The organism is Anaeromyxobacter sp. Fw109-5 (assembly GCF_000017505.1).
GTDB lineage: Bacteria > Myxococcota > Myxococcia > Myxococcales > Anaeromyxobacteraceae > Anaeromyxobacter.
The window spans coordinates 2,046,102-2,058,648 of record NC_009675.1 but is presented as its reverse complement, the minus strand read 5'-3'; the positions used below and the strand labels follow the sequence as shown (position 1 = coordinate 2,058,648).

Below are 12,547 nucleotides of genomic sequence, written 5' to 3'. Positions count from 1 at the left end.
GTGGATGCCACCCGCGCCGGGTCGATCTCGTTCTTCACGATCCCGAAGCCGTTCGCGGGCCACATCGGCGTCATCCAGCGAAACGCGCTCGAGAGCTGGCGCCGCGTCGCACCCGGCGCGGAGATCTTCGTCTGCGGCGACGAGGCGGGCGCCCGGGAGGCGGCGCACTCGGTCGGGGCTCGGATGCTGCCAGACGTCGAGCGGAACGAATACGGGACGCCACTTCTCGGCTCGACGTTCCGGCGGGTGGCGACGGAGGCCACAGGCGAGCTGCTCGTCTTCCTGAACGCGGACATCCTGCTCGTCCCCGACTTCGTCGAGGCCATCGGTCGGGTCGATACGCGGCCGTTCCTGCTCGTCTCGCGGCGCTGGAACCTCGACGTGCGGGACCCGATCGACTTCGGCGCGCCGGACTGGGCCGAGCGGCTTCGCGCGCGTGCCCTCCTGGAGGGCGAGCTCTACCGCCGCGATGCCATCGACGTGTTCGTCTTCCCCCGCGAGAGCCCTCTCGTTGAGCTGCCACCGTTCGCGGTGGGCCGCCCGGGGTGGGACAACTTCTTCCTCTACCGAGCACGAAAGCTCGGGATCGCCCTCGTAGACGCGTCCGGCGCCGTCACGCTCGTTCACCAGAATCACGGATACGGTCACGTGAAGGCGGCGACCGGCGACCGCTGGGAGGGACCCGAGGCGCGCACGAATCGCTCCCTGATGGGCGGTTCGGAACGGTTCTTCGACATTGGCGACGCGACGCACGTGCTCTCGCCCGGAGGGCTCGGTCGTGCCCGGGGCCTGCGCCGGACGCTCCGGAGGCTCGAGACGCTGCACCTGAGCGTCCCTGGCCTCGCTCCCGTCGGGAAGCTCGGCTTCGCGCTCCGCGGGCTACCCCCTCTCGCGAGGCGTATCGGCGCGCGACTCGGCATGGGGGCGCGCCGCACGTGAAGGCGCCGACCGCCAGCGTCGTGATCGGCGTCTTCAACCGCGCGCGGCAGATCGTGCCGTGCCTCGAGAGCCTCCTCGCCTCGACGTTCCAGGATTTCGAGCTCGTGCTCGTGGAGGACGCGTCGACTGACGATTCGGCGCAGGTGCTCGCGCGGTTCAAGGCGGCTCATCCCGCTCATCGCATCCGGATCATCCAGAACGAACGCAACCGCGGCGCCTCCGGCTCTCGGAACATCGGCTCGGACGCGGCGGAAGGAGAGTTCCTTCTCTTCACGGACTCCGACTGCATCGTCGAGCCCACCTGGATCGAGGAGATGGTGAAGGCGTTCCGGAGCTCGGGTGCACCCGCGGTGTCGGGCATGGTCCTCGACAAGCCGCCCACGAACCTCACGGAGCGCGCCTACGTCGGCTCGTGCCTCGTCGTCCGCAAGACGCCGAACCTCATGGAGTCGAACATGGGGTACCGGCGCAGCCTCGGGTGCCGCCTCGACGAGGCCATCTTCTACGGAGAGGGCGACGATCTCGCGACGCGGCTACGGGCCGCCGGCCACGTGGTGGCGCTCGCGCCGGATGCGGTCGTCCACCACCAGCACGCCCTCCACTTCGCCTCCTACATGCGAATGGCGCGCGTCGCAGGACGCGGGCATACGCTCTACTGGTACAAGCACGGCAAGCTCCTGGGACGCGACATCATGTTCGCAGGGCTCGCGGTGCTCTCGCTGCCACTCGGCCTCGTCGACCCGCTCCTCCTCGCCATCCCAGCGCTGTGCGCGAGCGCTCAAGTGGCAGCGATCCTGTTCAACGAGCTCCATTACAAGGGCAAGCCGATGCGCGAGGCGCTCGCGGTCCTCCCCGTTCAGCTGGCCTACTACGCCGTCAGGACCGCGAGCGCACTGCGGACGTGGACGCGGATAGCCCTCGGACGCGAGCGCGCGATCGGCGAATCGAAGACGAGGTGGCTCGAGGAACGCAGGCTCCGGCTGGAAGGCAGCGCCGCCGACTGACGGGCACCCCGTCGCCGCGCGGCGATTCTGGCATTTGCCGCTCGTATCTCGTTGCGATGGAAGTCGTCTCGGTGCTCGCATCCTTCGCGCACCCAGCGTAGAAGTAACCCTCCACATGCTGCCGACGCTGCTCGCGCTGACACTCTGGACGCCCGCGCTGCTCGGGCTCGGGAGCGTCTTCACCTCCCGGATCGACGCGGATCTTCGTCCCGCCGTCAGCGGGTCCCTCGGCCTCGCCATCCTCGCCGCGGCCGGCATGGCGTTGAATCCCTGGACACCCATCGGCTCTATCTGGCCCACCGTGGCGTTCGCCACCGGGTGGGCGCTCGTCATCGCGCGCCGACGAGTCTTCCTGCCGTCCGCGGCGGCACCGATCGTCTGGTACGTGTCGGCGGTTGCCGTCGCGTGCGCGGCCCTCACGCAGTTCTCGTCGGCGGGCGGAAAGGGTTACGACGCGGGCCTCTACCACCTTCAGGTGCTCGAGTGGATCCGGCACCACCGCCAGCCTCCAGGGCTCGCTTCACTGTACGGACCGTTCGGCTACGGAGTGTCCTGGTTCGTCGTGGCGGCGATGCTGGAGATACCAGGGCTCACGGGGAAGAGCCCATTCGTGCTGAACGGGCTCGCGGTACTGTTCGCAGCGTGGGCCGCTCTCGCCGGCCTGGCGCGCCTCTCTCGAGAGGGCTCGAAGACGTTCGGTGACGGGCTGCTCGCGGCGACCGCGATCCCCGCGTGCCTCGCGCTCGAGAGCCTCGCCTTTCCCGGTTACGACGACCCGCTCACGCTCGTCGCGTTTCTCGCGCTGGCGCTATGGGCGCTCGCGATCGAGAGCGACGACGGTCTCCGCCCGTGGCGCACCGTGGCTGCGATCCTGCTCTCCGTATTCGCAGCGACGATGAAGCTCTCAGCGGTGCCGCTCGTCGTCGGCGCGGCGGCAGGCACCGTCCTCCTCGCGCGCGGACTCCGCCGTCCCCACGTCATCGCCGCGGTCGGCGGAGCGATGGCGCTCCTTGTCCCGTACACGGTACGCGGGATCATCGCCTCCGGGTGTGTCGCCTACCCAGCGTACCCGACGTGCCTCAGCTCGCTGCCCTGGACGGTCACGCGTCAGAACGCCGAAGGCGTCACAGCGGCAGCGGTGAACTTCGCTCGGGCGCCGCCACTCGAGCAGGCCGGATTCCTGACTCCGATCGCGCGCGTGGTTCCTTACCTCGCCGAGGCCGGACGGCTGCCGCTTTTCGCGTTGCTGGCGCTCACCCTCGGCGCGAGCGCGGTCGTCCTCGGGACCGAGGGTCTGAGGAGCGCCGTCGCTCGCGGAAGCGTCCGCTTCGTTGGCGGCGTCGCAGCGGCGGGAGTCGTTTTCTGGCTTGCCACCGCACCGAACCCGCGGTTCGGCGTGACGTACCTCCTGCCGCTCACCGTCCTGCCGCTGGCAGTCGCGCTCGCAGCGGAGGACCGTCGAGCGCGCCGAGCGCGAAAGGCGCTCGCCCTCCTGTGTGCCCTGTTCACCACCGCGGCTGCGGGGTGGACCCTGCGTCACCTGACCTGGAACGAGACCGCGCTCGTGCGCTGGCCGGCGTACCCGGAGTCCCACGTCGAGCCGCGCGTGACGGCGAGCGGGCTCGAGGTCAACGTGCCGGTGGAAGGGATGCAATGCTGGACCGCACCTCCTCCCTGCACGCCCACCTACGACCCGAACCTCGCCTGGGAGGGGATGTTCATCTCTCGTCCTAATCCGTGATCGCGCGCGAGCAGCTTCGCGTTTTCACGGGACCGCGACGCCGAGGACCTCCGGCAGCACCTTGGCGATTCCGGCGAGCGCGAAGGTAGCCGGGACGGCGCGGAAGAGCCGGCGGCGCCACCGGTCTTCCTCCCCCTCCGCCACGGCGACCGCAAGGAACGGGAGCGCGAGCGTCACTCGCGCGTAGCTCCAGACCCCTTCGTACACGGCGTAAGGCAGCAAGGCGGTCAGCACGACGAAGCCGACGAACGCGAGCAGCTCCGGGCGAACCCTGGCGACGAGCCGCGGGAGCGAGACGATCGCCGCCATCGCCGCGAGCACGAGCGCGAGGAAGCCCAGGACCTCGGAGGGCGGAAATGGCTCCGAGAACCGGCGCGCCACCCAGCTGAACGGGACTTCGAACACGTCGCCGCTCGAGTCCGCCTGCCCCAGCCGAGCGACGACGAATCGGCGCCAGCCCAGCACCACGGCCGCGGGAGCGATCACGGCCGCGAGCGCCCGCGCCCAGCGCCCCGCGCGGACCTCGGCGACGGCGACGGCGAGCGCCGCGATGTAGCTCGTCTCGCGAACGAGGCAGGCGAAGGTGAGGACGAGCGGCACGCCGCCCCGTCCCTGCTGATGAAGCCAGAGCGCGAGGACGACGAGCGCGACGGCGGCGCCATCCGGCAGGCTCGACACCATGGACGAGACGAGCCCCGCGCTCACGACGAGGGGCGCCGCCCACAGGGCCGCGGAGCCCTCGTCCTCGATCCAGCGTGCTACGAGCCACACGCCGACGATCGCGAGCGCCCAGCAGAGTGCCTGATAAACGTGGATCGCCGCGCTGGCGTTCCCGGCCGCGAGGAGCCAGGCGACGAGTGGCAACCCGATGCGCCCTGCGCGGTAGACGGACGAGTGGATCGCGTCCGCCGTCCCGGGGTGGATCAGGAGGGGATCCGTTGCGAGGGCGCCGAAGTACTGCCCATCGTATCCGATGGAGCCGGTGGTGGGAGCCCCGGCGAACGCCGCGGGATGCGGTAGCGTCGATCCGAGGAGGAAGAGGCCTCGCACGTCACCGCCATACCGTGCCAGGACGAAACCGGCGAGGAGCACGCTCCAGAGCGTGACCGCACTGACCGCGAGGAGCGTCGAGGGTCGGAGGCGTCGCGTGCCGAGGCTGGCTGGAACCCGGAACATTCACCTTCGCGCGACGAACGAATACAGCCGGCCCGGCGCCGGTGCGTCGACGCGCCTCCACACGAGGGAGTTGATTCCGGGGATCAGGCACGCCACTCTTCCCATCATCCCGAATCTTCGTGAGAGCAACGTCCTCGGGTACCGACGGCGCTCGTCCTCGGTTCTCACGACTGGATACGCATTGATGATGCTGTCCCACGGACCGATCACCTCCACGGTCCGGAAGCCAGCGTCGTCGAGCGCACCTCGATATGCATCCAGCGAGAAGGCGTTCTCGCCCCCGGCAAGCTGATGAACCGGGTGAGCCGCCAAGAACTGGCGCAGCTGCGCATCGTCATCAGCGACGTGCTCGCGACAGGCAAGGAACAGGCCGTCGGGCGCAAGGACTCGAGCACACTCTCGAACGAGCCGCCGCAGATCCCTCGCATGGTGCAGCACCTGACGTGCATAGACGACGTCGAATGCGCCGTCCGTAAACGGGAGCGCCTCCCCTGTTCCCGGGGAGATCTCCACGGGAAGCCCAGCACACGATCGGCGGATCGCCCCCTGTCCGACCACGTCGCTGGGGTCCGGCTCCAGCGCCACGACGCGCGCAGCGCCGGCGGTCGCGAACGCGAAGCTCGCGATCCCGGTGCCTGCGCCCAGATCGAGAACGTTGGCTCCCGCCAGCTGCGACCCGACCGTTTCGACGACCGCCCGGAATTCTGCCGAGGCAGCGAATGACCGCGCAGCCTCTCGAACGTCCTCCATCAGATACGAATCACGCATCCGCTCCGCCGTCGCCGGATCGGACCTCAGCCGAAGGACAGCTTGCTCCACCGTCATCATCGTCGCCCTGCTTCTTCCAGCGCCGTGCTGGCACGCCGAATCGAGCGCAGCACCCACGCGCTCTCGGCGGCTGCCGGCACGACGTTGACGAAGAGGAATGAAATCACGGTCGCGGCGATGACCCCCGTGATGCCGTGAGAGCGGGCGAACCACACCGAGAGCCCGACATTCAGGACGGCAGCGGCGACGCCGTAGACCATCTGACCGCGAAGGTGACCCGAGCCGTTGAGCAGGGCGGCGACCGCGCTCATGGTCGCGCCGATCACCGCCCAGGCCCCCATCCACCACAGGAGCGCAGGCGGTGGCACCGCCTGTGGACCCGCCCAGAACCGGATGATCTCGGTTCCGAAGATCGCGAGCGGGAGCGAGAGAACGAGGGAGCCGATCCCGGTCACGAGCAGCGAGGCGCGGAAGGTCTTCGCGGTCCACTGAGCGTCGCCGCGCACGATCGCTTCGGTGTAAGCGGGCCACAGATACGGGAGGTAGACGCCGACCAGCAGCATCGGCAATCCGAACAGCCGCCATGCCACGCTGTACGGCGTCACGTGCTCCGCCCCGAGGACCCTCGCGATGATGATGTTGTCCGTGCTCATCACCAGCAGGAAGGCGACCTGGACGACGAAGAACTTCCCTCCGTCGCGAATGAGCCGTCGAGCACTGGACCACTCGGCTGCCGATGCACGAGGCGCGAGGTGGGGTTTGTGACGACCGAAGAGCCAGCCTGCGCTGAGGAGGGACGTCGCGAGCTGCGTCCCGGAATACGCGGCGACGAGCGACACGAGCCCGCCCTCAGCCTGGGTGACCATCCACACGGCCGCAAGCGCCGCGATGCTCCCCGCGGATGCCCATCCATTCGCGATCCAGCCTTCCTGCTGGGACGCGTAGAGCCGCTCCAGGATCGAAAGCGGAAGTCCCACGAGGAAGATCGCGAATCCGACGGCAAGCGCAGGCCCCACCTCGATCCTGACCTGTTGCGAGCGAACGTTCAGCAGCGAAGCCCAGTCGACATGTGGCCACGCGACCGCAAGGGCAATCCCCAACACCGCCGCGATGACCGTGAGTAGCCAGAAGGCGCTCGCGACGTGCCGCTGCGCCCCGATGCGATCGTCCAGGGCGTACGCCCGAGACACCGCATTGGTCAGCCCGTTCGCGAGCCCCAGGTCAGCGAGCTGCAACCAGACGACGATGCTGCTCACCGTCATCCAGATCCCGTAGCGCTCGCTCCCCAGGTACCGGACCGTGAGCGGCACGATCGCAAGACCCACCAGAATCCCGAGCGCCTTGCTCGCGAGCGCGGCGACAGCCGCCTGCAGAAGCCGAGCGTACCTGCGGCTCCCATCCGTCGACCCGCGCCCGAGCGACATGTCCAAGACGTGGCGCACGAGCGCGCGTTCGGGCTTCATGGGAGCGCTGAGTCTACCCCGCGAGGCCCGACCCAACCAGCCTGGATGCCTTGACGCTGTTGCGAGCCGAAGAAGTCGCCGGGGAACGTCTCGACACCGCCGAACGCTCGTCTCCCCTGCAGCCTGCGGACGCCCCTTCGCGTGCTATGTTCGCTCCAGGTCGATGTGAGGGATTCCAGTTCGGGCGGTCGTCGCGGGCACGCAGGGAATCTTGATGGTCACCGCTCAACTCGTCTTGTTCGCCGCCGCACTTGCGAACGTCCACCGAGTGCTCCCTCCAGCACGCTCCCCGGCCGCTATCTGATGCCCGCCGCTGGCAAGCTTCGTGTGTGCATCGACGCCCGGCTGACGGACGGGGTATCAGGGGGCGTTCAACAGACGCTCATCGGCCTCGCGGACGGGTTGTCCCGCCTCGACGGGGACGACGAGTACCTGTTCCTCTCGTACGAGGACTGCGATTGGCTCAAGCCACACCTGCAGGGCCCTTGCCGGCTACTCGTCGTGCGACGTGGAGGGTGGCGCGCAGCGGTCCGGTCGGTAGTCCCATCGCGCGTCCTCGATCGCGTCTCCCAGGAGGTGGCGGCGTTTCGCCCGGTTCAGCTTCCGCCGCCGGTCTCCGTGGTGGAGTCCGCGCGACCCGACGTGATGCACTTCGCGCTTCAGCACGGGTTCCGCACGGCGACGCCGAGCCTCTACGTCCCGCATGATCTGCAGCACCGCCATCTTCCCGGATACTTCTCGCGTTCCGAGCTGCGCTGGAGAGAGGGCACGTATCGCGCGCTCTGCGCGCAGGCTTCCCGCGTCGTGGCGCTCACGCCTAGCGGAAAGCGTGACCTCGTAGAGCAGTTCGGGATGGCTGCATCGAAGGTCGCAGTCGTCGGCTGGGCCCCCGTCCTCGATGCCTATCCCGAGCCGACGGAAGCAGAGCAGCGGCGCGTCCGCAGCACGTTCCATCTGCCGGACGCCTTCGCGCTCTACCCTGCACAGACGTTCGGACACAAGAACCACCGAGGCCTGGTGGAGTCCCTCGCGCTCGCGAGGGATCGTTACGGCATCGAAGTTCCCGTGGTGTGTTCCGGTCGCACGACCGTGCTTCGCTCGCGAATCGAGCGACGGGCCCGCGAGCTTCGTGTCTCTCACCTGCTGCGATTCGTCGGCTTCGTCACCCCCGCGGAGCTCCGTTCCCTCTACGCCCTCGCCCGCCTCCTCGTGTTCCCGAGCGAGTTCGAGGGGTTCGGGATGCCCGTCCAGGAGGCCTTCCGAGCCCACCTCGCCGTCGCCTGCTCCAACGCGGCTGCCCTCTCGGACATCGCCGGCGACGCGGCGCTGCAATTCGAGCCTCACGACGTGGACGCGATGGCGAACGCCATCCGACGCCTGTGGACGGACTCGCGTCTGCGCGAAGAGCTGGTGGAGCGTGGGGCGCAGCGTGTCGAGCACGTCTCCTGGCACCACGTCGCGAGATCGTACCGCGCGCTGTATCGAGCCGTCGCGGCGCGGCCCCTGGAAGACGACGATGTCGCCCTGCTCCGCGCCGCCACGTAGCTTCTGGTGGGGGGCTTGCTTCCTCCTGGATTGGCACGCCAAGCGCCGCGTGACAGACCAGCGTCGTGCACGAGCGATCTGGTAGAAGACTCGCGTCGAGAGGTTCTCCGGATGTGGCTCTGCATCGCGATCGCCGTGTTGCTCGCCGACTACGCGCTCGCGTTTGCGATCGTTCGACTCGTGCGCCAGCGTCCCGGCCAGCTGGTGGCTCCCATCGCGCTCGCGGTGATCGTATGTTTCGAATCGGTCGTGCTCACGGCCCTCTCGGCGCTCCAGGCGATCACGCGCGACGGCGTCCTCGTCGCGCACCTCGTCCCAGTGATCATCGCCCTGGCGGCCAGCCCACGACGCGTTGGCGACTACGTGCGCTCCGTTCCTGGCGCGCTCAGCAAGGCGCTTGCGCGGCTCGGGACGCCAGGCGTGTTCGTCCTCCCCCTGTTCGTGCTCCTCGTCCTGAGCGCGGTGCGTTATGCGCCCAACACGTGGGACAGCATGACGTACCACCTGGCGCGGGTGGCACATTGGGTCCAGAACCGTTCCGTCGCGCCGTACCCGACGAACATTTCGCGGCAAGTGCTGCTGGGCCCGGGCGCCGAGTACCTGCTACTCGTGCTTCAGGTCGTGTCCGGCTCCGACCGACTCGCCAATTTCCTGCAACTCTTCTGCTGGACCGTGGTGGTCGTCGCGGCGCCGTCCCTTGCCCGGATCGCCGGGGCGCCTCTCGTGGTGAGTCGGTGGGCGAGCCCCTTCGTGGCCGGGCTGCCGATGCTCGTCCTTCAGGCGACGAGCACGCAAAACGATCTCGTCGCTGCCGTACTGACGGTCGCGATACTCGCCGCGTCGACGCCGTTCCTTCACGCGTCGGGTCGCCGGTGGCGTCTAGCTGATGTCGTGCTGCTGGGCATCTCGGGCGCAGCGTCGCTACTCGTGAAGCCACTCGCGATCATTGCCGCGCTTCCTGTGATCCTCCTCGCAGCGTCCGGGGCGGCCGCTGCGGTCTTGGACGGCTCGCGCGGCCGCGTGCGGGCGCTGAGCGCGCTGGCGGGAGGCGCTGCGCTGTCGCTCCCGCTGGCTCTCGGTTCTCTCCGGACCTCTCTCGATGCCGCCGCGGGCCGAGTTCAAATCCTCGCGGGCTACTTGTTCCCGGTGTGGGGCGATTGGGGAGAGCGCGGGGTCAACATCATCCTCGGACTCATGCATCACGCGGTCCTGCCACGCAGCCTGGCATCGGCGATCGGGGTCGACGTGACCCAGTCCTGTGGCACGCACCCAATCTGCTTCGCGGTCGTCCTGATGCCACACGAGGATGTGGTGGGGAACCCCGCGCATGCCGGAGTCATCGCGTTACTTCTCGCGGTGTCGGCGTTCTCATGGACCCGCCTCCGTCCGCGAGTCCGGGCCTCGCTGGTCGCGCTGACGGCGTCCTGGATCGTGTTCCACCTTTTCGTCCGCGAGAATGCCTGGGTATCTCGCCTTCAGACTCCGCTCTTCGCGTGGAGCGTTGTCGCGCTCGCTGCGCTCGGGGGGGCGCACCGGTCGCGACCGCGCTGCGTCGAACGCACGCTCGGCGCCGCCGTGCTGGCCCTGTTGGCGCACGGGCTCCTCGTTGCGGGAATGAACATCAGTCGCCGGCCGTTCGGCGGAATCACCTCGAGGGACGATACGTACTACTCGAACCGGCCCGACCTTAAGAAGAGCCACGACTCGGTACTCCACCTACTAAACTCGACGAACTGTGACCGCCTGGGCCTCTACATCGGTGGCGACAGCTGGGACTACCCTCTGACATGGCGGGCCATGCAGCGCGGCGTCACCGTTCGCCATGTAGTAGGTCCGGATGCGTGGCCGTGCGTCGTGTTCACTGATCGCGGCCCACCACCCCACTCGGACACAGCCGTGTGGACTGCGACCTCCGACCCCGAGGTCTTCGTGAGGTCGCTGAACGCGGGTGGGTGATGAGAGCTCTATCCCTGCCACTCCATCTACTTTCTCTCTCCGTGACTTGGCACAAGGGGTGACACGCCGGCGCATCCGTCTGCTACGCTCGTCCCCATGAAGCTCGAGAAGAGCGACGTCCTCCCCTCCCTCGATCCCCGCCTCCAGGCCCTCATCGAGCGCAAGCGCCGGGGCTTCATCCCGCGCGCGACCGCGTCGACCGATCGCGGCGAGATCCCCGTCATCGCCCGCGTCGCCGATCCCGCCGCCTGGCGCGCGCTCGCAGACATACGCGAGGGTACTGAGCTCGGGCCTGCAAGGGACGGCGGCGTACTCGTCACCGGCCGCGTGCCGGTCGACCGCATCGAGTCGCTCCGCCAGGAGCCCACCGTCCTGAGCCTCAAGGCGGCGACGCTGCTGCGTCCCACCCTCGACGCGACGACGCGGAGCATGGGGGCGCGCAAGACCCTCCTGCCCGCGGGCGCGCGCGGCGCGCAGGGCCAGGGGGTCGTCATCGGCGTCATCGACTTCGGCTGCGACTTCGTGCACCGGAACTTCCGGAACCCCGACGGGAGCACGCGGCTCCTCGCGCTCTGGGACCAGGACGGCACGCCGCGCGCCAAGGGCCGCGCCGGCTACGGCCGCGTCCACGAGCGCGCCGACATCGACAAGGCGCTGCGCGCGAAGGACCCGTACGCCGCGCTCCGCTACGAGCCCGAGCCCGGCTCGCATGGCACGCACGTGACGGACATCGCCGCCGGGAACGGCCGCGGCACGGGCACGCCGGGCGTCGCGCCGAACGCCGACCTCGTCTTCGTCGAGCTGTCCGCGGGCGACCTCCCCTGGGACGGCCCGGATGTCGTCGGCCGCACCTTCGGCGACTCCGTCCACCTCGTCGAGGCGCTCAAGTTCATCTTCGATCGCGCCGGGGAGAGGCCCTGCGCCGTGAACATCAGCCTCGGCACCAATGGCGGCCCGCACGACGGCAGCACGCTCGTCGAGCAAGCCATCGACGCGCTCGTGGCGGCGCGCCCTGACCGCGCCGTCGTCATCGCGGCGTCGAACGCGTACGCGGACGGCATCCACGCGTCCGGCGTCGTCCGCGCCGGCAAGACGGCGGACGTCTCCTGGGAGATCAGCCGCGGCGACGACACCTCCAACGAGGTCGAGCTCTGGTACGACGGCGACGACCGCTTCGACGTGGAGCTCATCGGCCCGGACGGCGAGTCGGCCGGGCGGGTCGCGCTCGGAGAGAGCGCCACCGCGAGATCGAAGGGCCGCACCGTGCTGTTCGCGGCGCACCGGGCGAAGGACCCGAACAACGGCGACAACGTCGTGAACGTGTTCCTGGACGTCGGCGCGCCGCCGGGGCCCTGGACGCTGCGGCTCCACGGGGCGGACGTGAAGGACGGGCGCTTCCACGCGTGGATCGAGCGGGACGACGCAGGCCCGTCGTCGTTCGCGGCGCGGCCGCTCGACAACTCCCACACGCTCGGGTCGATCTCGTGCGGGCACCACTCGATCGTGGTCGGCTCGTTCGACGCGCACCGGGCGGCGGCGCCGATCTCTTTCTTCTCGAGCGCCGGACCGACCCGCGACGGACGGCACAAGCCGGAGGTGAGTGCGCCGGGGCACCAGGTCGTCGCGGCGTCGGCGAGATCCAGCGACGGCGCGATCGCGATGTCGGGGACGAGCATGGCGTCGCCCGCGGTGACGGGGCTCGCCGCGCTCGTGCTCGCGGAGGCCCGCGCCGCGGGGCGGTCGCTCTCCATCGAGGAGCTCCGCGCGATCGTCCTCTCGGCCGTCACGCCGGCCGGCGCGGCCGGATGGGACGCGCGCTACGGCAACGGGCGGGTGTCCGCGCGGCAGGCGGTGGAGGCGGTGCTCGCGGCGAGCGGGAAGCGGCCGGCGAAGCGGGTCACTGCGCGGAGGCGGGTGCGCGCGGGCCAGGCGCGGGAGGAGCGGCAGGGCTGAGT

The 12,547-nt window shown here is 69.5% G+C and carries 9 protein-coding genes; 6 read left to right on the top strand and 3 right to left on the bottom strand.

The window, feature by feature from the left end:
• The 3 genes from ANAE109_RS25280 to ANAE109_RS09260 all read left to right on the top strand — a co-directional run bounded on the left by ANAE109_RS25280 (nucleotide 1) and on the right by ANAE109_RS09260 (nucleotide 3,684).
• On the top strand, nucleotides 1–939 hold the full coding sequence (locus tag ANAE109_RS25280; RefSeq protein ID WP_158305881.1) for a hypothetical protein: 939 nt from the start codon (nucleotides 1–3) through the stop codon (nucleotides 937–939).
• The gene (locus tag ANAE109_RS23385; RefSeq protein ID WP_012096597.1) at nucleotides 936–1,943 is read left to right on the top strand and encodes a glycosyltransferase family 2 protein; all 1,008 of its coding nucleotides are present in this window, start codon (nucleotides 936–938) and stop codon (nucleotides 1,941–1,943) included. Before ANAE109_RS25280 ends, ANAE109_RS23385 begins: the two co-directional genes overlap by 4 nt.
• Before the next feature lie 115 nt (nucleotides 1,944–2,058).
• Nucleotides 2,059–3,684: a hypothetical protein gene (locus tag ANAE109_RS09260; RefSeq protein ID WP_041448232.1), complete on the top strand. Its 1,626-nt coding sequence runs from the start codon at nucleotides 2,059–2,061 to the stop codon at nucleotides 3,682–3,684.
• A gap of 24 nt (nucleotides 3,685–3,708) precedes the next feature.
• Here the strand turns inward: ANAE109_RS09260 and ANAE109_RS09255 are convergent, their stop codons facing one another.
• From ANAE109_RS09255 to ANAE109_RS09245, 3 genes are all read right to left on the bottom strand, one after another.
• Nucleotides 3,709–4,734, bottom strand: coding sequence for a hypothetical protein (locus ANAE109_RS09255; protein WP_143827938.1), 1,026 nt, complete (start codon nucleotides 4,732–4,734; stop codon nucleotides 3,709–3,711).
• A 126-nt stretch (nucleotides 4,735–4,860) separates the two neighbouring features.
• Nucleotides 4,861–5,688 carry a class I SAM-dependent methyltransferase gene (locus ANAE109_RS24830; protein ID WP_012096594.1) on the bottom strand — a complete coding sequence of 276 codons (828 nt, stop codon included), beginning with the start codon at nucleotides 5,686–5,688 and terminating at the stop codon, nucleotides 4,861–4,863.
• Nucleotides 5,685–7,091, bottom strand: a complete 1,407-nt coding sequence (locus tag ANAE109_RS09245; RefSeq protein ID WP_012096593.1) for a lipopolysaccharide biosynthesis protein — start codon at nucleotides 7,089–7,091, stop codon at nucleotides 5,685–5,687. The genes ANAE109_RS24830 and ANAE109_RS09245 overlap by 4 nt, the downstream gene beginning before the upstream one ends.
• A 141-nt stretch (nucleotides 7,092–7,232) precedes the next feature.
• Here ANAE109_RS09245 and ANAE109_RS09240 point away from each other — a divergent pair, with 141 nt between their 5' ends.
• The 3 genes from ANAE109_RS09240 (at nucleotide 7,233) to ANAE109_RS09230 (ending at nucleotide 12,545) form a co-directional block, all read left to right on the top strand.
• Nucleotides 7,233–8,636 carry a glycosyltransferase family 1 protein gene (locus tag ANAE109_RS09240; RefSeq protein ID WP_234945277.1) on the top strand — a complete coding sequence of 468 codons (1,404 nt, stop codon included), beginning with the start codon at nucleotides 7,233–7,235 and terminating at the stop codon, nucleotides 8,634–8,636.
• 111 nt (nucleotides 8,637–8,747) lie between these two features.
• A complete protein-coding gene (locus ANAE109_RS09235) occupies nucleotides 8,748–10,592 on the top strand; it encodes a hypothetical protein (protein ID WP_012096591.1) in 1,845 nt (614 codons plus the stop codon).
• Nucleotides 10,593–10,688: 96 nt separating this feature from the next.
• Nucleotides 10,689–12,545 carry a S8 family peptidase gene (locus ANAE109_RS09230; protein ID WP_012096590.1) on the top strand — a complete coding sequence of 619 codons (1,857 nt, stop codon included), beginning with the start codon at nucleotides 10,689–10,691 and terminating at the stop codon, nucleotides 12,543–12,545.
• Nucleotides 12,546–12,547: the final 2 nt, after the last annotated feature.